General features: G+C 71.5%; 22 protein-coding genes. All 22 read left to right on the top strand.

The window, feature by feature from the left end:
- The first annotated feature begins 9 nt into the window (after positions 1–9).
- The 22 genes from ACFYZE_RS32955 to ACFYZE_RS32850 all read left to right on the top strand — a co-directional run bounded on the left by ACFYZE_RS32955 (position 10) and on the right by ACFYZE_RS32850 (position 21,342).
- A complete protein-coding gene (locus tag ACFYZE_RS32955) occupies positions 10–1,689 on the top strand; it encodes a PQQ-dependent dehydrogenase, methanol/ethanol family (RefSeq protein WP_389002316.1) in 1,680 nt (559 codons plus the stop codon).
- A gap of 79 nt (positions 1,690–1,768) precedes the next feature.
- Positions 1,769–1,894: a pyrroloquinoline quinone precursor peptide PqqA gene (gene pqqA, locus ACFYZE_RS32950; RefSeq protein WP_389002313.1), complete on the top strand. Its 126-nt coding sequence runs from the start codon at positions 1,769–1,771 to the stop codon at positions 1,892–1,894.
- 43 nt (positions 1,895–1,937) lie between these two features.
- On the top strand, positions 1,938–2,822 hold the full coding sequence (pqqB, locus tag ACFYZE_RS32945; RefSeq protein ID WP_389002310.1) for a pyrroloquinoline quinone biosynthesis protein PqqB: 885 nt from the start codon (positions 1,938–1,940) through the stop codon (positions 2,820–2,822).
- A gap of 5 nt (positions 2,823–2,827) precedes the next feature.
- A complete protein-coding gene (pqqC, locus tag ACFYZE_RS32940) occupies positions 2,828–3,523 on the top strand; it encodes a pyrroloquinoline-quinone synthase PqqC (RefSeq protein WP_389002307.1) in 696 nt (231 codons plus the stop codon).
- Entirely contained in the window at positions 3,489–3,785 is a 297-nt protein-coding gene (gene pqqD, locus ACFYZE_RS32935) for a pyrroloquinoline quinone biosynthesis peptide chaperone PqqD (protein ID WP_389002304.1), read from the top strand. The genes pqqC and pqqD overlap by 35 nt, the downstream gene beginning before the upstream one ends.
- Positions 3,778–4,869: a pyrroloquinoline quinone biosynthesis protein PqqE gene (pqqE, locus tag ACFYZE_RS32930; protein ID WP_389002301.1), complete on the top strand. Its 1,092-nt coding sequence runs from the start codon at positions 3,778–3,780 to the stop codon at positions 4,867–4,869. Before pqqD ends, pqqE begins: the two co-directional genes overlap by 8 nt.
- Before the next feature lie 7 nt (positions 4,870–4,876).
- Entirely contained in the window at positions 4,877–5,953 is a 1,077-nt protein-coding gene (locus ACFYZE_RS32925) for a sodium:calcium antiporter (protein WP_389002298.1), read from the top strand.
- A 171-nt stretch (positions 5,954–6,124) separates the two neighbouring features.
- Positions 6,125–7,177, top strand: a complete 1,053-nt coding sequence (locus ACFYZE_RS32920; RefSeq protein WP_389002464.1) for a lytic murein transglycosylase — start codon at positions 6,125–6,127, stop codon at positions 7,175–7,177.
- Between the two features lie 53 nt (positions 7,178–7,230).
- Complete coding sequence (locus ACFYZE_RS32915) at positions 7,231–8,289, top strand: sigma-70 family RNA polymerase sigma factor (RefSeq protein ID WP_389002295.1); 1,059 nt, start codon at positions 7,231–7,233, stop codon at positions 8,287–8,289.
- Between the two features lie 133 nt (positions 8,290–8,422).
- Positions 8,423–9,349, top strand: coding sequence for an ABC transporter ATP-binding protein (locus ACFYZE_RS32910; protein WP_389002292.1), 927 nt, complete (start codon positions 8,423–8,425; stop codon positions 9,347–9,349).
- Entirely contained in the window at positions 9,346–10,116 is a 771-nt protein-coding gene (locus ACFYZE_RS32905; RefSeq protein ID WP_103842450.1) for an ABC transporter permease, read from the top strand. The genes ACFYZE_RS32910 and ACFYZE_RS32905 overlap by 4 nt, the downstream gene beginning before the upstream one ends.
- 3 nt (positions 10,117–10,119) lie before the next feature.
- Positions 10,120–10,953, top strand: coding sequence for an ABC transporter permease (locus tag ACFYZE_RS32900; protein WP_103842448.1), 834 nt, complete (start codon positions 10,120–10,122; stop codon positions 10,951–10,953).
- 4 nt (positions 10,954–10,957) lie between these two features.
- Entirely contained in the window at positions 10,958–12,214 is a 1,257-nt protein-coding gene (locus ACFYZE_RS32895; RefSeq protein ID WP_389002287.1) for an MCE family protein, read from the top strand.
- A complete protein-coding gene (locus tag ACFYZE_RS32890) occupies positions 12,211–13,248 on the top strand; it encodes an MCE family protein (protein WP_389002285.1) in 1,038 nt (345 codons plus the stop codon). Before ACFYZE_RS32895 ends, ACFYZE_RS32890 begins: the two co-directional genes overlap by 4 nt.
- Positions 13,249–13,502: 254 nt before the next feature.
- Positions 13,503–14,483 (top strand): MCE family protein, encoded by a 981-nt coding sequence (locus tag ACFYZE_RS32885; RefSeq protein WP_389002461.1) that lies wholly within the window; start codon positions 13,503–13,505, stop codon positions 14,481–14,483.
- A gap of 20 nt (positions 14,484–14,503) precedes the next feature.
- Positions 14,504–15,607, top strand: a complete 1,104-nt coding sequence (locus ACFYZE_RS32880) for an MCE family protein (protein WP_389002458.1) — start codon at positions 14,504–14,506, stop codon at positions 15,605–15,607.
- On the top strand, positions 15,604–16,899 hold the full coding sequence (locus ACFYZE_RS32875) for an MCE family protein (protein ID WP_389002282.1): 1,296 nt from the start codon (positions 15,604–15,606) through the stop codon (positions 16,897–16,899). Before ACFYZE_RS32880 ends, ACFYZE_RS32875 begins: the two co-directional genes overlap by 4 nt.
- Complete coding sequence (locus tag ACFYZE_RS32870; protein ID WP_389002279.1) at positions 16,896–18,170, top strand: MCE family protein; 1,275 nt, start codon at positions 16,896–16,898, stop codon at positions 18,168–18,170. The genes ACFYZE_RS32875 and ACFYZE_RS32870 overlap by 4 nt, the downstream gene beginning before the upstream one ends.
- On the top strand, positions 18,167–18,655 hold the full coding sequence (locus ACFYZE_RS32865; protein ID WP_103842437.1) for a hypothetical protein: 489 nt from the start codon (positions 18,167–18,169) through the stop codon (positions 18,653–18,655). The genes ACFYZE_RS32870 and ACFYZE_RS32865 overlap by 4 nt, the downstream gene beginning before the upstream one ends.
- Before the next feature lie 30 nt (positions 18,656–18,685).
- On the top strand, positions 18,686–19,399 hold the full coding sequence (locus tag ACFYZE_RS32860) for a hypothetical protein (RefSeq protein WP_389002275.1): 714 nt from the start codon (positions 18,686–18,688) through the stop codon (positions 19,397–19,399).
- Between the two features lie 167 nt (positions 19,400–19,566).
- Positions 19,567–20,406: a TIM barrel protein gene (locus ACFYZE_RS32855; RefSeq protein ID WP_389002272.1), complete on the top strand. Its 840-nt coding sequence runs from the start codon at positions 19,567–19,569 to the stop codon at positions 20,404–20,406.
- A 45-nt stretch (positions 20,407–20,451) separates the two neighbouring features.
- Positions 20,452–21,342 (top strand): 2-hydroxy-3-oxopropionate reductase, encoded by an 891-nt coding sequence (locus tag ACFYZE_RS32850; protein WP_389002269.1) that lies wholly within the window; start codon positions 20,452–20,454, stop codon positions 21,340–21,342.
- Positions 21,343–21,817: the final 475 nt, after the last annotated feature.

The following is a 21,817-nucleotide window of genomic DNA, read 5'->3' as shown; positions in this document are numbered from 1 at the left end:
GAGGATCCCATGGAGTACATTGACGCGCCGCCTGCCGTCAATTTCGCCGCATTGAGCACCATGGTCGGCACCGCGCCACCCGTGGCACAGGACGTGACCTACGAACGTATTCTCCGGGCGCGCTCGGAGCCGCAGAACTGGCTCACCTACTACGGTGCCTACGACGGGCAGCGGTTCAGTCCGCTGGACCAGATCAACACCGAGACCGTCCAGCGCCTCACTCCCGCCTGGGTGTTCCAGTTCGGCTCGTCCGGCTTCCACGCGGGCCAGTCGACCTACGCCTTCGAGGCCGCTCCGATCGTCGTGGACGGGGTCATGTACCTCTCCGGCTGGGACGGTTGGGTCTGGGCCGTCGACGCCCGGACGGGGCGGCAACTGTGGCAGTACAAGCACGCGATCCCCTTCGACGTCTCCCTCTGCTGCGGCAACGTCAACCGGGGGGTCGCGGTCGCGCACGGCAAGGTCTTCGTCACCACGCTGAACGCCCATGTGATCGCCCTCGACGCCGTCTCGGGCGAGCTCGTCTGGGACACGACGAACGGTGACGTACGGGCGGCCGAGAGCGCCACGGTCGCTCCCCTCGTCGTGAAGGACAAGATCATCGTGGGCAGCTCGGGCGGGGAGTTCGGGGTGCGCGGCCACCTCGACGCCTACTACCTGGAGACCGGGGAGCGTGCCTGGCGCACGTACACGGTGCCCAAGCCCGGCGAGCCGGGATCGGACACCTGGCCGGACGGCCCGGCCTGGGCGCGCGGCGGCGGCAACGCCTGGGTCACCGGGACCTACGACCCGGAGCTGAACCTCGTCTACTGGGGGACCGGCAATCCGGCGCCCGACTTCGACGGGGCCGCGCGTGAGGGCGACAACCTCTACACCGACAGCATCATCGCCCTGGATCCCGACAACGGCGAGATCCGCTGGCACTACCAGTGCACCCCGCACGACGTGTGGGACTACGACAGCAACATGGAGTGCATCCTCCACGACCTGGACGGGCAGAAACTGCTGGCCCACTTCGACAAGAACGGATACCTCTTCACGCTGGACCGCAGGAACGGTGAGCGGGTGCGGATCACGCCCTTCGGCGAACGCATCACCTGGGGCGAGATCGGCGGCGACGGCCGGGTGACACCCAAGGTGACCCCGGAGAAGGAGGGCGAGCCGGTCCACTTCTGGCCGGGTCCGGCCGGGGCCAAGGAGTGGACGCACGCGGCCTACAGCCCGCGCACGGAGATGTTCTACGTGCCGGTCCAGGACGTCGGCTCCGAAGTCACCCTGCGCCACAGGGAGTTCAAGGAGAGCATCCCCTACTGGGGCGCGAGCGTCACGGTGGACGCCGAGGACATGCAGGGGTTCGTGAAGGCCATCTCTGCCGCCACGGGCGAGGAGGTGTGGAGGTGGCGCAACGAGACGCCGATGAGCGCGTCGGCGCTGGCGACGGCTGGAGACCTGGTGTTCGTCGGCAGGCCGTCCGGGGAGTTCACCGCGTTCCACGCGCGCACCGGGGAGCCGCTGTGGGAGTTCCAGACGGGAAGCGGGCACCACAGCAGCCCGACGACCTACAGCGTCGACGGGAGGCAGTTCATCGCCGTGCCGGTCGGCTGGGGCAGCTGGATCGAGGGGATCGTTCCCGCGATGCTCGGCGCATCCCACGGCGACGCGGTGTTCGCCTTCGCACTTCCGCAGTAGCGCGACGGCCCCGCTGCGCCGCCTGCGCCTGCGACCGAAGACCTGAAGGAAGCGCGAGACACAGGAGGAGGTGACAGCCATGGACCGGGAGATCGTCATCGTCCAGGTCTGCCTGGACGAGTGGGAGACCCCCGTGTTCGAGGAGATCAGCGTGTCCGCCGAGGTGACCGCCTACATGGGCGTGTGGGAGCCCGAGGGGGGATGACGGCGGCGCGACGTGCCGGGCACCGGGAGGACGGCGGATCGACGTGTGGGTGCGCGTGCTGGGTTCGGCGGCCGGGGGCGGCTTCCCGCAGTGGAACTGCGCCTGCCCGCCGTGCCGTGCCGTACGGGACGGCTCCCGGCCGTGCCGTGCGCGCACGCAGTCGTCGATCGCCGTGAGCCCCGACGGGCGGGGCTGGTTCCTGTTCAACGCCTCTCCGGACATCCGCGCGCAGATCGAGGCGTTCCCCGCGCTGGGCACCACCAACCCACCGGTGGTCGTGCTCACCGACGCCGAGCTCGACCACACGCTCGGTCTGCTGCTGCTCCGGGAGGCGGACGGCATCGAACTGCACGCCACCAAATCCGTGCACGACACGCTGTACGACGGGAACTCCCTGCTGCGCACCCTCCTCGCCTACTGCCCGGTCACCTGGCACCCGGTCGAGCCGGAGACCGACGTGCGGCTCGCGGGCGGGCTGTCGTACCAGGCGTTCGACGTGCCCACGAGGAAGCGGGCGCGCTTCGGCTCCGACGACGGAGTCGGGCAGGGGCGGGTCGTCGGCTACCGCCTGACCGACGAGCGCAGCGGCCGGGTGCTGGTGTACCTGCCCTGCGTGCAGGAGCTCACCCCGGAGGTGCGCGACCGGCTCGCGGACTGCGCCTGCCTGCTGGTCGACGGCACCTGCTGGGACGACGACGAGGTGATCCGGCTCGGCAGGGGGCGACGGACCGCGCGCCAGATGGGCCACCTGCCCATCGCCGGCCCCGGCGGCAGCCTCCAGCATCTGTCCCCGCTCCCCGTCGAGCGCACGATCTACACCCATCTGAACAACACGAACCCCGTCCTGCTCGAGGACTCGCCCGAGCGGCGCGCCGTCGAGCGACACGGCATGGAGGTCGCCGTGGACGGGCTGGACCTGTGGATCTGAGAGCCATGGCGACGGCGACGGAAACCGACGAATTCGTGGCGGCGCTGCGCGCGCAGTCCCGCCGCTACCACGACCGGCATCCCTTCCACCGGGCGATGAACGAGGGGGCGCTGACCCGCCGGCAGCTCCGGGCGTGGGCGGCCAACCGCTTCTACTACCAGGAGAACCTGCCCCGCAAGGACGCCGCGATCCTCGCCAACTGCCCCCATCGCGAGGTGCGCCGCCGCTGGATCCTGCGCATCGTCGACCAGGACGGCACCGCGGACGGCCAGGGCGGTATCGAGGCCTGGCTGCGCCTGGGCGAGGCGCTGGGGCTGACCCGGGAGGAGATGGGGGACGAGCGGCACGTCGTCCCCGGGGTGCGGTTCGCCGTCGACGCCTACGTCGCCTTCGCCCGTACCCGGCCGTGGACCGAGGCGGTGGCGTCCTCGCTGACCGAGTTGTTCGCGCCGGACCTGATGGCCGAACGGCTCGCCGCGTTCGAACGCCACTATCCGTGGATCGACCGCGCGGGGCTCGCCTACTTCCGGTCCCGCCTGACCCAGGCACCCCGCGACGCCGGGCACGCCCTGGAGGTGGTGACGGCGTACTGCGGGAGCCCCGCGGAGCGGGCGGGTGCCCTGGCCGCCCTGTCCTTCAAGTGCGACGTCCTGTGGAGCATGCTCGATGCCATCGAACGGGCCTCGGCGGACGGTCGGTGACACGGACCGTCCCCGCCTCGCGCCGCACGTCCGGCTGGCCTACGACCCGGCGCGCGGGCGGCATGTGCTGCTCGCCCCGGAGGCGGTCTCCGTCCTGAACGGCACCGGTGCGGCGATCCTGGACCTGTGCGACGGCGAGCGGACCGTCACCCAGATCGTCGCCGAGCTCAGCGGGCGGTACGCCCATGTGGCCGGCGACGAGATCCGGCTGTTCCTGGCCCGGCTCGCCGCCCGGCGATGCGTGGAGGTCGGCGATGGATAGACCGCTCGGGCTGCTGGCCGAACTCACCTACGCGTGCCCGCTGCACTGCCCGTACTGCTCCAACCCGCTGAACCTCGGCGACTTCGGTGACGAGCTGGCAACTGAGGAGTGGCTGCGGGTGGTGACCGAGGCCGCCGGGCTGGGGGTGCTGCAGCTGCACCTGTCCGGTGGTGAGCCGCTGGTGCGCCGCGACCTCGTCGAGATCGTGCGGCACGCCGGTGACCTCGGGCTGTACACCAACCTCATCACCAGTGCGGCCGGCCTGACGCCCCGCCGAGCCGAGCAGCTGCGCGCCGCGGGCCTGGACCATGTGCAGATCAGCTTCCAGGCCGACGAGCCGGTGCTGTCCGACCGCATCGCCGGAACGCCGTCCTTCGCCCGCAAGACGGCGGCGGCCCGGCTGGTGAAGGACCTGGGCTGGCCCCTCACCGTCAACGTGGTGCTCCACCGGCACAACATCGACCGCGTCGACCGCATCCTCGCCCTCGCCGAGGAACTGGCCGCCGACCGCGTCGAGCTGGCCAACACCCAGTACTACGGCTGGGCCTGGCGCAACAAGGAAGCGCTGCTGCCCAGCACGGCACAGCTGGAGCGCGCCGAGCCGGTGGTGCGGGCGGCACGGATGCGCCTCAGGGACCGGATGGAGATCATCTACGTCGTCCCCGACTACCACGGCCGGTACCCGAAGCCCTGCATGGGCGGCTGGGGCCGGCGGCAGCTCACCGTGGTCCCGAACGGGGATGTGCTGCCCTGCCCGCCCGCACACGCGCTGCCGCTGCCCCGCGCAAATGTGCGCGAGCACGCCCTGGCATGGATCTGGGAGAGCTCACCGCTGTTCCAGAGCTTCCGCGGCACGGACTGGATGCCGGAGCCCTGCCGGAGCTGTCCGCGCCGCGAGGTCGACTTCGGCGGGTGCCGCTGCCAGGCGTTCCTCCTCACCGGCGACGCCGCCCGCACCGATCCGGTGTGCCACCTGTCCCCCGACCACGGGATCGTGGCCGCGGCGGTGCGAGCGGCCGACGAGGCGGCCGGGCGGCGGGAGCACGTCCTTGCGCCCCGGCCGCATCCGGGCCGTCCGGTGTGAGTCCGCCGTGGCCTCGATCCTGCTGTTCGTCGCCGGGGCGGCCCTGCTGGTGTTCAGCGCCGAGCAGCTGATCCGGCGGCTCGTCGGGATCGCGAGCGGCTTCCACATCTCCCTGTTCCTGATCTCCGTCGTCTTCACGGGCATCGAGTTCGACGACATCTTTCTCGGCGTCGCGCTCAACCTCGAGGGTCTCGGCGGGGTGGCACTGGGTGTGGTGATCGGGACCGCGCTGTCCATGACGGGAGTGGTGCTGGCCCTCGCGGCGATCCTCACACCCACGCGCGTCACCATTCCGCGCGACTACGTCCTCATCCTCGCCTGCGCGCCCCTCGTGATGGTCGTGTGCGCGCTGACCGCCCCGCTCACCGCTCTGGACGGCGTGGCGCTCCTGGGGCTGTTCGCCCTGTTCCTCGCCTATGTGGCGGTACGGGAGTCCCGGGACGACACGCCGGTGTTCCGGGACGCGGAACTGTACGAGGCGTACACCCTCGCCCGGGGCTCCGGGGACGCCGCACCGGTCCGCCGGGAGGCGGACGCCTGCGCGATCACGGCGGAACGGACCCGTGCGGGCGCACCGCCGGGTGGCGGGTTGCTCGCCCAGGTGCGCCAACGGTCCGGCTGGACGGGGCTCGGCCTCGCGGTGCTCGCCCTGGCCGGCCTGGTCACCGGCTCCGCGATCACGGGCATCGGCACCAAGGGCGTCCTGCAGACGTACGGGCTTCAGGGAACCGTGTTCGGCGCGACCATCGTGACGGTGGTGCTGACGGTCGAGGACATCTTCCTGACCGTGGAACCGGCTCGGAAGGGCGCACCGGAGATCGGGGTCGGCAACGTCATCGGCAGCGTCGTCTTCTCGGTCACGGGCAAGCTCGGCATCGTGCTGCTGGCGGGCAGCGTGGTCATCGACCGTAGCGTCCTGAGCTGGCACCTGCCCGCGCTGCTCGTGGTGAACGGGCTCGGGGCGTATGTCATCTCCACCGGGCGGCTCAGGCGCCGGCACGGTTTCGCGCTGCTCGCCCTGTACGTCGTGTACTGGGTCGTGAGTTTCACCGGGTTCGGAATGGTTCCTGCCGATACGTCCTGACGGTGCCGGGTGTCGGCCCCGCCTCCCGCGACGGACGCGCCTCCCTGCCGCGTAGAGCAGAGGAAGGGATCCGTACAGGGAGGGGAGTGCTCCGTGGCAGGGCGAGTGTTCAGGCATGCGTTCGGGGGTGCGTTCAGGGGAGTCAGGGGGACGGCGGTCGCGGCGGCGGCCATGGCGGCGCTCACCGCTTCGCAGGCGCCGGGCGCGATGGCGGCACGGGCCTCCGAACCCGCCCGGCCGGACGCCCCCGCCGAGCACGGGCCGAGCGTGTCCGGCGACACCCCGTACCGCACCGAGCTGCCACCGCTGCGTACGGGGAAGCCGGACCAGGGCGGGCGGTCGCAGGGCGGGCGGTCGGCGGCGGACGGCGCAGGAGCGTTGCCCGCGACGGTGTTCGCCGCGTACGAACACGCCGAGGCGGAGCTGGCGCGCACCGCGCCCGGGTGCCATCTGCGCTGGCAGCTGCTGGCCGCGATCGGTCAGGTGGAGTCCGGGCAGGCGTGGGGCGGCCGGGTACGGGCGGACGGTACGACGGTGACACCGATCCTCGGACCGCGGCTGACCGGGGGTCCCTACGCCGTCGTACGGGACACCGACGGCGGCGCCTACGACGGGGACCCGGCGTACGACCGCGCGGTCGGGCCGATGCAGTTCATCCCCTCCACCTGGGCCCGCTGGGGCGCGGACGGCAACGGTGACGGGAGGGACGACCCGAACAACGTCTTCGACGCGGCGCTCGCCGCGGGCCGCTACCTGTGCGCGGGCGGCCGGGACCTGTCGGATCCCGCGCAACTGGACCGGGCGATCCTGGGCTACAACGCCTCGCAGGAGTATCTGCGGACGGTCCGGGCCTGGTACGCGTACTTCCTGCAAGGGCACCGCGTGGTGCCGGACCTGCCCGGCGGCACCACGGCGCCGCGCGGACCGAAGCCGTCCCGGCAGGGCGGCACGGCGCACCCCTCACCGGCGCCGTCGGGCCACCGCCCGGGCGCGGCACCGTCCCCGGCCCCCTCGGCCACGGTCCTGGAGCCCTCCCCCGCCCCGTCCCCGTCCCGTACGGCCGGGGTGCCGCAGCAGACGGACGCGCCGCCGTCGCTGCCCGTGCCGACCCCGAGCATCGGGCTGCCCGGCACCGGGGTGCTGCCCAGCGGTGGCCCGCTGACCAGCAACAGTGCGGACACGATGGGCTCCGCCCCCTCCCCAACCGCGGATACTGGGCGGTAATGTCGCCACCCGCCGGGTGCACAGGACCGGCGGGTGAGCGCGAAGGGGCCCTCATGGCGACGGACATGCCTGCTGAGACAGGGGAGGCCAGGGACGCGGAGACACAGGCGGCCCAGGACCGCTGGAAGCGCATGTGGAGCCACCGGGAGCACCTGCTCAAGGTGGCCCGGCGCCGGTCGATGAGCCCGGAGGACGCCGAGGACGCGGTGCACGAGGCGATGCTGCGTGCGGCGGAGCGCCCGGATCTCGACGACGAGCGCCTCGCCGCCTGGCTGACCACGGTGACCATGCGGCTGTGCGTGGACCGGTACCGGCAGGTCAACCGGGAGGCCGAGGTGCGCACCAGCCCCACGCTCCTCACGCCCGGCCCGGTGCCCGTCGACGAGGCGGTGTGCGACCGGGCCGAGGCCCGGTGGCTCGCCGTGCGCAGCGGGGAGTTGCCGGCGCGCCAGGCGGAGGCCCTGCGGCTGAAGTCCGAGGACCTGGACGTGGGTCAGGTCGCCGTGCGGATGGGCCTGAGCTACCGGACCGTCGAGTCGCTGCTGGCCCGGGCCCGGCGGACGCTGCGCGCCTCGCTGGCCGGGACGCTCGGCGCCGTGCTGTTCCTGCTCGGGCGTGGGCGGCCGCGCGGGGCCGGCAAGGCGCAGACGGTGGCCGTCACCTCGACGGCGGCGACGCTGGTGGTGGCGGGGTTCGTCCTGCCGCAGACGCTGGGCGGAGGCGGGGGCGCCACTCAGGCGCCGGTTCCGCGTCCGGCGGTGACGCACACCCAGGCGCTCGACACGAACGGCACCGACAGCACCGGGAGGGTTCACCCGCCGCAGACGCGCACCGCCTCGCACGCGACGCGGACGCCGGCCGGCCGCAAGACGGCCCGCACACCGGGCATAGGCTCACCGCTGCCCCTGTCCGTGCCGTCCCTGCCGGAGGTCTCGTCGGCCCCGCTTCCGACGTTGTCGGCGCCCGGGGTCCCCGGCGTGCCCACGGTGCCGAAGCTGCCGGTCCCGTCCGCCGTCCCCTCGCTTCCGTCGGTACCGACGGGAACTCCCTCCCTGCCGTCCGCCTCGCTGCCCGTGCCCACCCCGAGCACGCCTTCCGTGAAGGTGCCGTAGGGCCCGTCGGCAACGCCGCCGCAGGTGCTGCCGACGTGTACGGAAAAATTTCCGCTTCCTCGCGACGGACCCCCCGGCCCTCCCCGTAGAGCAGATGTCGGAGCTGCTCACGCGGGCGAAGGGTGGAGCACGGATGGGTGTCGAGATCTGTGTGGAGGGGCTGACCAAGTCCTTCGGACACCAGGTCATCTGGCAGGACGTCTCCTTGACGCTGCCCGCCGGGGAGGTCTCCGTGATGCTCGGCCCCTCCGGGACGGGCAAGTCCGTGTTCCTCAAGACACTCGTCGGGCTGCTCAGACCCGAGCGCGGTTCGGTGAAGGTCGCCGGCCGGGACATCACCAGGCTGCGCGAGCACGAGCTGTACGAGGTGCGGAAGCTGTTCGGCGTGCTGTTCCAGGACGGCGCGCTGTTCGGCTCGATGAACCTGTACGACAACATCGCCTTCCCACTGCGTGAGCACACCCGCAAGTCGGAGTCCGAGATCCGGCGGATCGTGCTGGAGAAGATGGACATGGTCGGCCTGCTCGGCGCCGAGGGAAAGCTGCCCGGTGAGATCTCCGGCGGTATGCGCAAGCGGGCGGGGCTCGCCCGGGCGCTGGTGCTCGACCCGGAGATCGTCCTCTTCGACGAGCCGGACTCGGGCCTCGACCCGGTGCGCGTGGCCTACCTCAACCAGCTCATCGTCGATCTCAACGCACAGACCGGCGCCACCTTCCTGATCGTCACCCACGACATCGCCTCGGCCCGCCAGGTCCCCGACAACATCGGGCTGCTGTTCCGCCGCGAACTGGTGATGTTCGGGCCCCGGGAACAGCTGCTGACGAGCGACGAGCCGGTGGTGCGCCAGTTCCTGAACGGCCGGATGCAGGGGCCCATCGGCATGGCGGAGGAGAAGGACGCCGCCCAGGTCGAGCAGGAGCTGGCGCGTCTGGACGACAGCGCGCCCCAGGAGCTGACGCCCCGGCTGCTGCCGGGCCCGGGCATCACCCGCCCGCCCCGCTGGGAGGCCATCGCCAGGCGCGAGGCCGCATCGCACCGGAAGGAGGCCGCCGGCGCATGAGCCTGTCCCCCACCGCGCCGCTGCGCCACTCGGGCAACCTGTTCGCGCTGGCACTGGACGTCGTACGGACGCTGCCCCGACGGCCGTTCCAGGCGCGGGAGTTCATCCAGCAGGCGTGGTTCGTCGCGAGCGTCACCATCCTGCCCACGGCACTCGTCTCCATCCCCTTCGGGGCGGTCATCGCGCTGCAGATCGGCAGCCTGACACGGCAGCTGGGCGCGCAGTCCTTCTCCGGTGCCGCCTCCGTGCTGGCGGTGCTGCGCGAGGCCTCGCCGATCGTCACCGCGCTGCTGATCGCGGGCGCGGGCGGCACCGCGATCTGCGCGGACCTCGGGGCGCGCAAGATCCGTGAGGAGATCGACGCGATGCAGGTGCTCGGCATCGACCCGATCCACCGGCTCGTCGTCCCCCGCGTACTGGCGTCCATGGTGGTGGCCGTCCTGCTCAACGGGCTGGTGTCGGTCGTCGGCGTGGCCGGCGGTTATTTCTTCAACGTCGTCCTCCAGAACGGCACGCCGGGCGCGTACCTGGCGTCCTTCACCACCCTCGCCCAGCTCTCCGACCTGTGGGCGGCCGAGGTGAAGGCGCTGGTGTTCGGGGCGATCGCCGCGATCGTCGCCTCCTACAAGGGGCTCAACGCGAAAGGCGGCCCGAAGGGCGTCGGGGACGCCGTCAACCAGTCGGTGGTGATCACCTTCATGTTGCTGTTCGTGACGAACTTCGTGATGACCGCCGTGTACTTCCAGATCGTCCCGCAGAGGGGTTGAGCGATGCGGCCTCCACGACCCCTGCGGCTCCTCGAGCGGCCGCTGCGCTCCCTGGAAGACCTGGGCGCCCAACTCTCCTTCTACGGCCGTTCACTGGCGTGGACGGGCCGTACCCTGCGCCGCTACAAGAAGGAGATCCTGCGGCTGCTCGCCGAGGTCAGCTTCGGCCGGGGCGCGCTCGCCGTCGTCGGCGGCACTGTGGGCGTGATCGCCTTCATGTCGTTCTTCACCGGCACCGAGGTCGGCCTGCAGGGCTATGCCGCCCTCAACCAGCTCGGCACCTCCAACTTCGTGGCGTTCCTGTCGGCGTACTTCAACACCCGGGAGATCGCCCCGCTGGTGGCCGGGCTCGCCCTGTCCGCGACGGTCGGCGCCGGCTTCACGGCGCAGCTCGGCGCGATGCGGATCAGCGAGGAGACCGACGCACTGGAGGTGATGGGCGTCCCCTCGCTGCCGTTCCTGGTGACGACCCGGATGATCGCCGGGTTCGTCGCCGTGATCCCGCTGTACGTGATCGGGCTGCTGTCGTCGTACCTGGCCGCCCGCACCATCACGACCGGCTACTACGGGCAGTCGACGGGCACGTACGACCACTACTTCCACCAGTACCTGCCGCCCGTCGACGTGCTGTGGTCCTTCGGCAAGGTGATCGTGTTCGCGGTTCTGATCATCCTGGTGCACTGCTACTACGGCTACCACGCGAGCGGCGGCCCGGCGGGAGTCGGTGTCGCGGTGGGCCGGGCGGTCCGCACTTCCATCGTGGCGATCAACGTCCTGGACTTCTTCCTCAGCCTCGCGATCTGGGGCGCCAACACGACCGTACGGATCGCGGGGTGAACCGGTGCGAGCACTGAGACTGAGGTTGTACGGCATCGCGTTCATCGCCGTGCTGGCGCTGCTGCTGTCGCTCGCGGTGGCGGTCTACCAGCAGGCGTTCACCTCCGTGGTGCGCGTGACGCTCCAGGCCGACGGCCTCGGCAACCAGTTGGAGCCGCGCGCCGACGTCAAGCTGCGCGGGCTGCTGGTGGGCGAGGTGCGCGCGGTGCACGCGGACGGCACGAAGGCGACGCTCGACCTCGCCCTCAAGCCGCAGTACGTCACGTTCATCCCGTCGGACGTGCATGCCCGGCTGCTGCCGAAGACTCTGTTCGGTGAGAAGTACGTCGACCTCGTGCCGCCCGCCGGCTCTGCGCAGTCGTCGGCTCGGCCCATCCGCGCCGGCGACGTCATCACCCAGGACCGCACGAAGGCCGGTATCGAGCTGCAGCGGCTGATGAACGACCTGCTGCCGCTGCTGCGCACGGTCCAGCCCGGTGAACTCAACGCCACGCTCTCGGCGTTCGCCACCGCGCTGGAGGGCCGCGGCGACCGGATCGGCGACAACCTGACCCGGGTGGAGGCGTATCTGCGCCGCCTGAACCCGCATCTGCCGTCCCTGCGGGAGGACATCTCGCGCTTCGCCGACGTCGCCCAGGTGTACGGGGACGCGGCACCCGACCTGATGGCGATCCTGCGCAACACCGTCACCACCAGCCGCACCCTGGTCGAGAAGAAGGACGAGCTGGCCGCCGCGCTCCGCACCACCGCGACCGTCGCGGACACCGGGCGGGACTTCTTCGACCAGAACGGCGACCGGCTGATCACCCTCGGCCGGGTGTCCCGGCCCACGCTGGAGCTGTTCGCCCGCTACTCCCCCGAGTACCCGTGCCTGTTGCAGGGCCTGGTCCATCAGGAGCAGGTGTCCGAGGACGCGTTCCGGGGCGGCGAGATGCGGATCACCCTCGAGGTCGTGCGTCCGCAGGGCGCGTACAGGCCCGGTGAGGAGCCGCGCTACGCGGACCGGTCGGGGCCCGACTGCCGGGGACTGCCCCATCCGGCGGTGCCCGGGCCGAAACCCAAGCTCAACGACGGTACGTCGTCCGGTGGTTCGGGCGGCGGTCTTCCCGGAGGTGTCGACGTGTCCGCCACCCGGGCCGAACAGCGGGCCGTCGGCTCGCTCGTGGCTCCCGTCATGGGCGTGCCCGCCGACCAGGTGCCGCCCGTCGCGACCCTGCTGTTCGGGCCGCTGGCCCGTGGAACGGCGGTGAGCGTCGCATGAGGACCGCAGGCGCCCGGCAGACCGCGGCACCGCTGATCAAGTTCGGTCTGTTCGCGCTGGTGACGATCGCGGCGACGGCCCTGCTCGCGGCCACCATCGTCAATGTCTCCTTCACCCCCAAGGACACCTACCACGCGGTGTTCAGCGACGTCACGGGCCTGGAGAACGGCGACGACATCCGGGTGGCCGGGGTGCGGGTCGGCCAGGTCGAGGGCATCCGGATCAAGGACCGGACGCTGGCGGAGGTCACCTTCAGCGTGGAGGCGGACCGGCCGCTGCTCACCAGCACCCACGCGGTCCTCCGCTACCGGAACCTGGTCGGGCAGCGGTACGTCGCGCTGACCGAGGGCGCGGGCGACGGCACCCGGCTGCGGCCCGGCGGCACCATCCCGCTGTCCCGGACCCAGCCGGCGCTGGACCTGAACGCGCTGCTGAACGGCTTCAAGCCACTGTTCGCCGCGCTCAGCCCCGGCGACGTCAACCAGCTCGCCACCGAGATCATCCAGACCCTGCAGGGCGAGGGCTCCACCGTCAACAGCCTGCTCGCGCACACGGCGTCGCTCACCACGACACTCGCCGACCGGGACCAGCTGATCGGCTCGGTGATCGACAACCTCAACACCGTGCTGGAGGCGCTCGACCGGCGCGGCGCGCGCTTCTCCGAGCTGATCACCCAGCTACGGCGGGTGATCTCCGGGCTGTCCGCCGACCGCAAGCCCATCGGGGACTCCCTGGTGAGCATCGGCGACCTGACCGAGGCCACCTCGGGGCTGCTCCGTGACGCGCGACCGCCGCTGAAGGACGACATCGCCGGGCTGAACCGGCTCACCGGAACGCTGAACAGGAACGAGAAGACCGTGGAGGGTGTGCTGCAGCGGCTGCCGAACAAGCTGAACGCGCTGACGGGGACGGCGTCGTACGGCTCGTGGTTCAACTTCTACCTGTGCGACTTCGACGGCCGGATCGTGCTGCCGAGGACGAAGCAGGTCATCAGCCCCGACTTCCATGTGGCGCAGGCGAGGTGCGGCGCATGAGGACTCCCGTCACGCCCCGCAGGACCCGGCGTCCCGAGCCCCTTGTGAAGGTGCACGTCCTGCCCCCGAAGCTGCCGACGGTCCGCCTGCCCCGCAGGCCGAGCCGTCCGGAGCCTCTCGTGAAGGTGCGGGTTCTCCCGCCGAAACTGCCGACGGTCCGCCCTCTGCCACGCCGGACCCGGGGCCCGGAGCCCCTGGTGAAGGTGCACGTCCTGCCGCCGAAGCTGCCCGCGATCCGGCTGCGCCGGCCACGGCTGAAGCCGTTCCGCGAGCGCAATCCGGTCGTGGTCGGTGCCGTGGGCCTCCTGACTCTGGCCCTGCTGACCGTCGCCGCGTTCAACGCCGACAGCCTGCCGCTGATCGGCGACGGCGAGACGTACGACGCGGCCTTCTCCGAGGCGGGCGGACTCAAGCCGGGCGACGAGGTGCGGATCGCCGGGGTCAAGGTCGGCAAGGTCGAGGGCGTCGACCTCGACGGCGACCACGTGAAGGTGACGTTCAAGGTCAAGGGCGACCCGGCGATGGGCACCGCGACGAGCGCGGCGATCCGGGTGAAGACGATCCTCGGCGCGAAGTACCTGGCGCTGTACCCGAAGGGGCCCGGCCGGCTGAAGCCGGGCGGCCAGATCCCGATCGGGCGGACGGTGTCGGCGTACGACGTGGTGCAGGCGTTCAGCGATCTGACCACCACGACGGAGAAGGTGGACACCCAGCGGCTGGCGAAGGCCATGGACACCATCTCCACCACCTTCCAGGACTCGCCCGCCGAGGTGAAGGCCTCCATCCAGGGGCTGTCCCGGATCTCCCGGACGATCGCCTCGCGCGACCAGGCCCTGGGTGACCTGCTCAAGCACGCGAACGGGGTCACCGGGGTGCTGGCCGAGCACACGAAGGACTTCTCCGCCCTGGTGAAGGACGGCGACAAGCTCTTTCAGGAGATCAGCAAGCGGCGCGAGGCGATCCACACGCTGCTCAAGACTTCGGCTGCGCTGGGCATCGAGCTGTCGGGCCTGGTGGACGACAACCAGAAGGAGATCGGACCGGCGCTGCAGAACCTCAACACGTTCGTCCGGATGCTGGAGCGCAACCAGGCGAGCCTGGACCGCAGCGTCAGCCTGCTCGCGCCGTACGTCCGGCTGTTCACCAACACCCTCGGCAACGGCCGCTGGTTCGACTCCTACGTCCAGAACCTGGTCGCCGCCCCGGTGGTGCCGCGCACGGGAGGCTCCCAGTGAACAAACGTCTCCGGCAGGCCCTGGCCCTGCTCACCGTGCTCGCGGTGGTCGCCGTCGTCGCCGTCGTGCTGTGGCCGCACCCGCGTACGGTCCGCGTCACCGCGTACTTCCCCCGCACCGTCGGCATCTATCCCGGTTCCGACGTCCGCGTCCTCGGCGTCCGCATCGGCCAGGTCCGGAAGATCACGCCTCAGGGCGACCGGGTGCGGGTGGACCTGGAGTACGACGCGGGACGGAAGGTCCCCGCGGGCGCCCAGGCCGCGATCATCAACTCGTCGGTGGTCAGCGATCGTTATGTGCAGCTGCTGCCGGTGTACCGCAGGGGCCCGGTGCTGCAGGACGGCGCCGTCATCCCCGAGTCGCGCACGGCCGTGCCCGTCGAGCTGGACCGGATCTTCGACAGCCTGCACACCACGGCCGACGCGCTCGGCCCGAAGGGCGCCAACAAGGACGGCTCGCTGTCGCGGCTGCTCGGGGTGAGCGCGGACAACCTCAAGGGCCAGGGGACGAACCTCAACCAGTCCGTCGAGGACCTCTCCCAGGCGGTCACCACGTTGTCCGACGGCCGGGGCGACCTGTTCGGCACCGTGCGCAACCTCCAGGTGTTCACGGCGGCGCTGGCGGCCGACGACCAGAGCGTTCGCTCGTTCAACGACAGCCTCGCCGAGGTGGCAGGGCAGCTCGCCGGGGAGCGCACGGACCTGGCGGCCGCGCTCAAGTACCTGGGGACGGCGCTCGCCGACGTCGCCGACTTCGTGAAGCACAACAAGACGGCACTGACCGCGGACGTCGAGGGCCTCAGCAAGGTCACCCAGGTCCTGGTCACGCAACGGGCCGCACTGGAGGAGCTGTTGGACGTCGCCCCGACCGGTCTGTCGAACCTGCAGAACGCCTACAACCCGGCCGCCGGCACCCTCGACACCCGCAACAACGCCCAGGCTCCGCAGGACCCGGCGTCCCTGCTGTGCTCCGTGCTGAAGACCACCGGCGACGCGGGCGGCAAGAACCCCGACTGCGCACAGCTGCGGAAGCTCTTCGACTCGCTCCCCGAGCTTCCTGCCGCCCCCACGGGCACGGGCACGGTCGACCGGACCCTCGGCGGAATCCTCGGGGGCGCGACATGAGCGCGCGGCGCACGGGCCGGTGGGTCGCGTGGACGGCGGCCGGTTCGCTGCTGCTGTCCGGGTGCGGGTTCAACGGCTGGTACGACATCCCGTTGCCCGGCGGCGCCGCCTCAGACGGCCACGCCTACCACGTCACGGTGGAGTTCCGGGACGTCCTCGACCTGGTGCCGCAGTCGGCGGTCAAGGTCGACGACGTCACCGTGGGCGCCGTCGAGAAGGTGGAGCTGGACGGCTGGCACGCGCGGGTGCGGCTGCGGGTGGCCGACTCGGTGAAGCTGCCGGCCAACGCGGTCGCCGACCTCAGGCAGACCAGCATCCTCGGTGAGAAGTACGTCGCGCTGTCCCCGCCGTCCGGTACCGCCTCCGTGGGCCGGCTCCGCGACGGCGACGTGATCCCGCTGTCCCGCAGCGGCCGCAACCCGGAGATCGAGGAGGTGCTGTCCGCGCTGTCCGCGCTCCTCAACGGCGGTGGCGTGGCCCAGCTCAAGACCATCACCGTGGAGCTGAACAAGGCCCTGGACGGTCGCGAGACGAGGGTCCGGTCCCTGCTGAAGCAACTCGACACGTTCCTCGGCGGCCTGGACCGGCAGCGCTCGGAGATCGTCCGGGCGCTCCAGGGCATCGACCGGCTGGCCAAGCGGCTCGGGACGGAGAAGGAGACGATCGCCCAGGCCGTCGACACGATCCCGCCCGCTTTGAAGGTACTGGCCGACCAGCGGCGCGACCTGACGAAGATGCTCACCGCGCTGTCCGAGCTCGGCACGACCGGCACCCGGGTCGTCAACGCCTCGCGGGACGACACCGTCACCAACCTGAGGGAACTGCGGCCGATCCTGCAACAGCTGAACAAGGCGGGCGACGACCTGCCGAACTCCCTCGAGCTGCTGACGACCTACCCGTTCCCGCGCAACGTGGTCGACGCCGTGAAGGGCGACTACGTCAACCTCAAGATCACCGCCGACCTCGACCTGGCGGACCTGTACGGCAACCTCGCCAACGAGCCCGGCAAGGGCGGCAAGAGCGGCGGATCCGGGAAGCAGCCGGTTCCGACGCCCTCCCTTCCCGGCCTCCCCACCGTGCCGGTGCCGGTGCCCACCGCGCTGCCCAGCGCCCCGGGGCTGCCGAAGGTGCCGAAGCCGTCGGTCACCCCCTCCGCCCCCTCGGGCGGCGGCGGTCCGCTGTGCCCGCCGGTGTGCACCGCGAGCTACGGCACGTCCGACGGGACGGACCGCCTGCCGCCGGGCATCGACCTCGCGCTCGCCGAGCTGATGCTGAAGGGGATGCAGCCGTGATAACCCGTATGGTCAAGGCCCAGTTGCTCGCCTTCGCCGCGGTCACCGCCGTCGGGGTGTCGTACGTCGGCGCCGAGTACACCGGCCTGGCGGACGACGTGCTCGGCCGGGGCTACACCGTCACCGCCGACTTCGCCGAGTCGGGCGGCATCTTCACCGGCGCCGAGGTCACCTACCGCGGGGTGCCGGTGGGCCGTGTGGGCGCCCTGCGGCTGGACGGCTCGGGGGTGTCGGTGGCCCTGGACATCGAGGACGGCGCCCCGAGGATCCCGGCCGACACCCTGGCAGTGGTCGCGGACCGCTCGGCGGTGGGCGAGCAGTACGTCGATCTGCAGCCCCGCCGCTCCGGCGGCCCGTATCTGAGGGACGGCAGCCCGATCCCGCGCAGCCGCACCCGGACGCCGCTGCCGGTCACCGACCTCGTCCTCAGTCTGGACCGGCTGGTGAACTCCGTCGGCAAGGACGATCTGCGCACCACCGTCGACGAGTTGGGCAAGGCGTTCGCCGGCACCGGACCGAACCTGAGCCGCCTGGTGGACTCCGGCAACCAGCTCGTCGAGTCGGCGTCCGACTCGCTCCCGCAGACGGTGTCCCTGATCGAGGACTCGCGGAAAGTGCTCAAGACCCAGACCGACAAGGGATCGGCGATCAAGTCGTTCTCCCGCGATCTGGCCGCGCTCACCGCGCAGTTGAAGTCGAGCGACGGGGACCTGCGCCGGGTCGTCGGCAACGCGGCGCCCGCCGCTCAGGAGGTCGACTCCCTGCTGAGGTCGACCCGGCCGACCCTCCCGGTGCTGCTGTCCAACCTGATCAGCGGCGGTCAGGTCACCGTCGCCCGGCTGCCCGGGGTGGAACAGGCCCTCGTCACCCTCCCTGTCGTTGTCGCGGGCAGCTACACCGTCATCCCCGGCGACGGCACCACCCACTTCGGGCTCACCGTGAACGCGAACGACCCGCCCGCGTGCACCCAGGGTTATGGAACCCGGCGGCGCGACCCCTCGGACACCGGAACCCGCGCAGCGAACACCGGCGCCCACTGCACGGCGCCGCGCGGCAGCGCCACCTCGGTGCGCGGCGCGCAGAACGCACCCGGCGCGTCGTCCGGTTCGGGCGGCGCGAACCAGACCGCGTACGTCACCCCGTACGACCCGGAGACCGGCACCGCGACCGGCCCGGACGGGACGCCCGTCGAGATCGGCTCGGCGGGCGGCGAACAGACCGTCTTCGGAAAGGAGTCGTGGCAATGGCTGCTGGTCGGACCGATGTCATGAGATGGGGACGCCCCCGGGTGCTCTCCGCCGGGCTCGTCGCCGCCACCGTGCTGACGACCGTGCTGTCCGTCTGGCTGGGCCTGCGCCTCGCCGACCAGCGCGCGGCCGAGCAGCGCCGGCAGGACATCCTGGCGGCGGCCCGGCAGTCGGCGCTGAACTTCACCTCGCTCGACTACCGGCACTACGACCGCGACAGCGGGAACGTCCTGAAGGGCGCGACCGGCGAGTTCAAGAAGGAGTTCGCCGCGCAGACCGCTGAGTTGACGAAGCTCGTCGCCCAGAACAAGTCGGTGTCCGAGGGGCAGGTCCTCGAGGCGGGCATCGTCCGCTCCGACGCCGACTCGGCCCGGGTCCTGGTGGTCGCCGACAGCAAGGTGACCAACACCGCCGCGCCCCAGGGGCAGGCGCGCACCTACCGGCTCCAGCTCGACCTCGTGCGCGAGCACGGGCGCTGGCTGACCTCCGACGTCGAGTTCGTGGGCTGACCCACGCCACCACAGTTGAGGAGAGTGACCGTGGCGAACCAGACCACCAAGGTCCGCGGCACCGGGACCGCCACCCGACGCACCCTGACGGCTGCCGCACGAGCGGCGGCCAAGCGCTCCGCACGGTCGGAACGCGAGGTGGCCGAGGGCCGCGAGGAGCGGCACTCCTCGCGCACCCTGCTGATCGAACGCCCGGACGGCTGGGACGACCCGCCCGAGCCGAGCGCCGAGGAGGAGCCGGAGCAGCCCACACCGGGGCCCGTACGCGGACGCAGGCTGCTGACCGCGGCGCTGTGCGTCGTGCTCGTGGCGGGCCTGGTCGCGGTCGCCGTCCTCGGATGGCAGTACCGGGAGGGCAGGCGGACGGACCAGGCGCGGGGTCAGGTGCTGACGGCCGCCGAGAAGGCCGCGCCTGCCGTGCTGTCGTACGACTACCGGCACCTGGACCAGGACTTCGCCCGGGCCCGCGGCTATCTGACCGGCGGCTTCCGTGACCAGTACCTGAAGACCACGAAGACGGTGGTCGGTCCGACGGCGGCGAAGTACCACGGCGTGGTGAGGGCGACGGTGGCGGCGGCCTCGGTGGTGTCGGCCGCGCCCGACAAGGCGGTCGTCCTGCTGTTCGTCAACCAGACCACGCAGAGCACCCAGGTGCCGGGATCGCGTCTTGATCTGAACCGGGTGCGCATGACGCTCACCCGTACGTCCACGGGGTGGAAGGTGAGCGCTGTCGACGCCCTCTGACCCACGCCCTCCCTGTGCCCCCGCGCGATCCGCGCGGGGGCACTTTTCGTGCGCGCTCTTGACAGTGTCCACCACAGACAGGCAGGATTCCATTAAGCAGAAAGATTATTCCACTATACGGAATACAAGGTCGGTCGATGAGAGCGAGATCCGGGGAGCGCCGCACGATGGGATTCGCAGACCAGCGCTACACCGTCAACCTGTCGATCCTCTTCACGGAACTCCCGCTCCTGGAGCGCCCCGCGGCCGCAGCGGCGGCCGGCTTCACCGCGGTCGAGCTGTGGTGGCCCTGGGTCGACGCTCCCACGCCCGAGCGGCCGGAATCGGGCACCCTGAAGAAGGCGATCGAGGACGCGGGTGTGCGGCTCACGGGGCTGAACTTCTACGCCGGCCGGTTGCCGGGCCCGGACCGCGGCGCCCTGTCGGTCCCCGGCGAGGAGTCGGAGAAGTTCCGCGCCAACGTCGAGGTGGCGGCCGAGTTCGCCGAGTCGCTGGGCTGCAGGTCGCTCAACGCGCTGTACGGCAACCGCGTCGACGGCGTCGATCCGGCCGAGCAGGACGCGCTGGCGCTGGAGAACCTGGCCCTCGCGGCGCGGGCGGCGGACCGGATCGGCGCGACACTCCTCATCGAGGCCCTGAACAGGCCGGAGTCGCCGCTGTACCCGCTGGTGTCCGCGCCGGCCGCCGTCGAGGTGGTCGACAAGGTCAACCAGGCGACGGGACTGGGCAACGCGCGCTTCCTGATGGACCTCTACCACCTGTCCATGAACGGCGAGGACCTGCCGCAGGTGATCGAGCGGTACACGGACCGGACGGACCACGTCCAGATCGCCGACACCCCGGGCCGCGGCGCGCCGGGCACGGGGACGCTGCCGCTGGAGGACCTGCTCGACCGGCTGCGGAAGGCGGGCTACGAAGGCCACGTCGGACTGGAATACAAGCCGGGCGACCGCCCGAGCGCGGAGACCTTCGACTGGCTGCCGGTCCAGGCCCGCGCCGCCCGCTGAACGGCAACCCCCAGACGTACCGCAGCAGCGAGAAAGGCACCCTTGATGACCGCACTTCCCAAGATCGCCTGGATAGGCCTCGGCATCATGGGCTCCCCCATGTCCGAGAACCTGATCAAGGCGGGCTACGACGTCACCGGCTACACCCTGGAGCAGGAGAAGCTGGACCGCCTGGCCGCCGCCGGAGGCGCCGTGGCCGGCTCGGTCGCCGAGGCCGTGCGGGACGCCGACGTGATCATCACCATGGTGCCGGCGTCTCCGCAGGTCGAGGCGGTGGCGTACGGCCCGGACGGCATCCTCGGGAACGCCCGGCCCGGCGCCCTGCTGATCGACATGTCCTCGATCACTCCGCAGACCTCGATCGAGCTGGCCGCGGCCGGGCGGGAGAAGGGCATCCGGGTGCTCGACGCACCGGTGTCCGGCGGCGAGGCCGGGGCGATCGAGGCCGTACTGTCGATCATGGTCGGCGGCGACCAGGCCGACTTCGAGTACGCCGAGCCGATCTTCGAGACGCTGGGCCGGACCATCGTGCGGTGCGGCCCGCACGGCTCGGGCCAGACGGTGAAGGCCGCCAACCAGCTCATCGTCGCCGTGAACATCCAGGCGTGCGCCGAGGCCGTGGTCTTCCTGGAGAAGTCGGGCGTGGACCTGGGGGCGGCCCTCGACGTCCTGGGCGGCGGACTCGCCGGCTCCACCGTGCTGACGCGCAAGAAGGACAACTTCCTCCACCGCGACTTCAAGCCGGGCTTCCGTGTCGACCTGCACCACAAGGACATGGGCATCGTCACGGAAGCGGCCCGCGCGGTCGGCGCCGCCCTGCCGGTGGGTGCGGTGGTCGCCCAACTCGTCGCGAGCCTGCGCGCGCAGGGCGACGGCGGCCTGGACCACTCGGCCCTGCTGCGAGGCGTGGAGCGCCTGTCCGGCGCGCAGGTCTGACGCCGAGACCTCCGGGCCGCGTCGGCGCCGACACTTGTCCTGTCGCGCCCAGGCGCCGCCGCGGCCCGGAACCCCTCCAGCGGACCAGGGCGTTCCGCGAGGAGTGGGCCAAGGCTTCGTGCTGCCGGCGCCGAGCGGGTCAGCGTGACAGCGGCAGGACGATCGCATCGCTGTCGCTCACCGGGACGGCATCCCGCTCGCGACCACACGGTCCGACCACGCGGTCCGTCACCGAGAACACCGATCGAGCCCATGGCCGCCCAAGAGCCGTGCCGCGTCCGGGGCACGCCGGTCCGCGAAGTGACCGGCGTGCTAGTGTGCGGCTGCTGGAAATCTGCATGGTCATGCAGATTTCCGGCAGCGCGCCAGGCAGCGAAGCCGGTGACGCCCGCCTTCCGCGGGCCAGTCCGGCGCTGTCCCGCAACTGTGAGAGCCGCCTCAACCGCGGCCCGAGCCAGGTCGCCTCCTGCCGCGC

It is taken from the genome of Streptomyces sp. NPDC001796 (genome assembly GCF_042892355.1).
GTDB lineage: Bacteria > Actinomycetota > Actinomycetes > Streptomycetales > Streptomycetaceae > Streptomyces.
The sequence above is the reverse complement of the archived record's forward strand: the minus strand, read 5'-3'. Positions and strand labels throughout refer to the sequence as shown.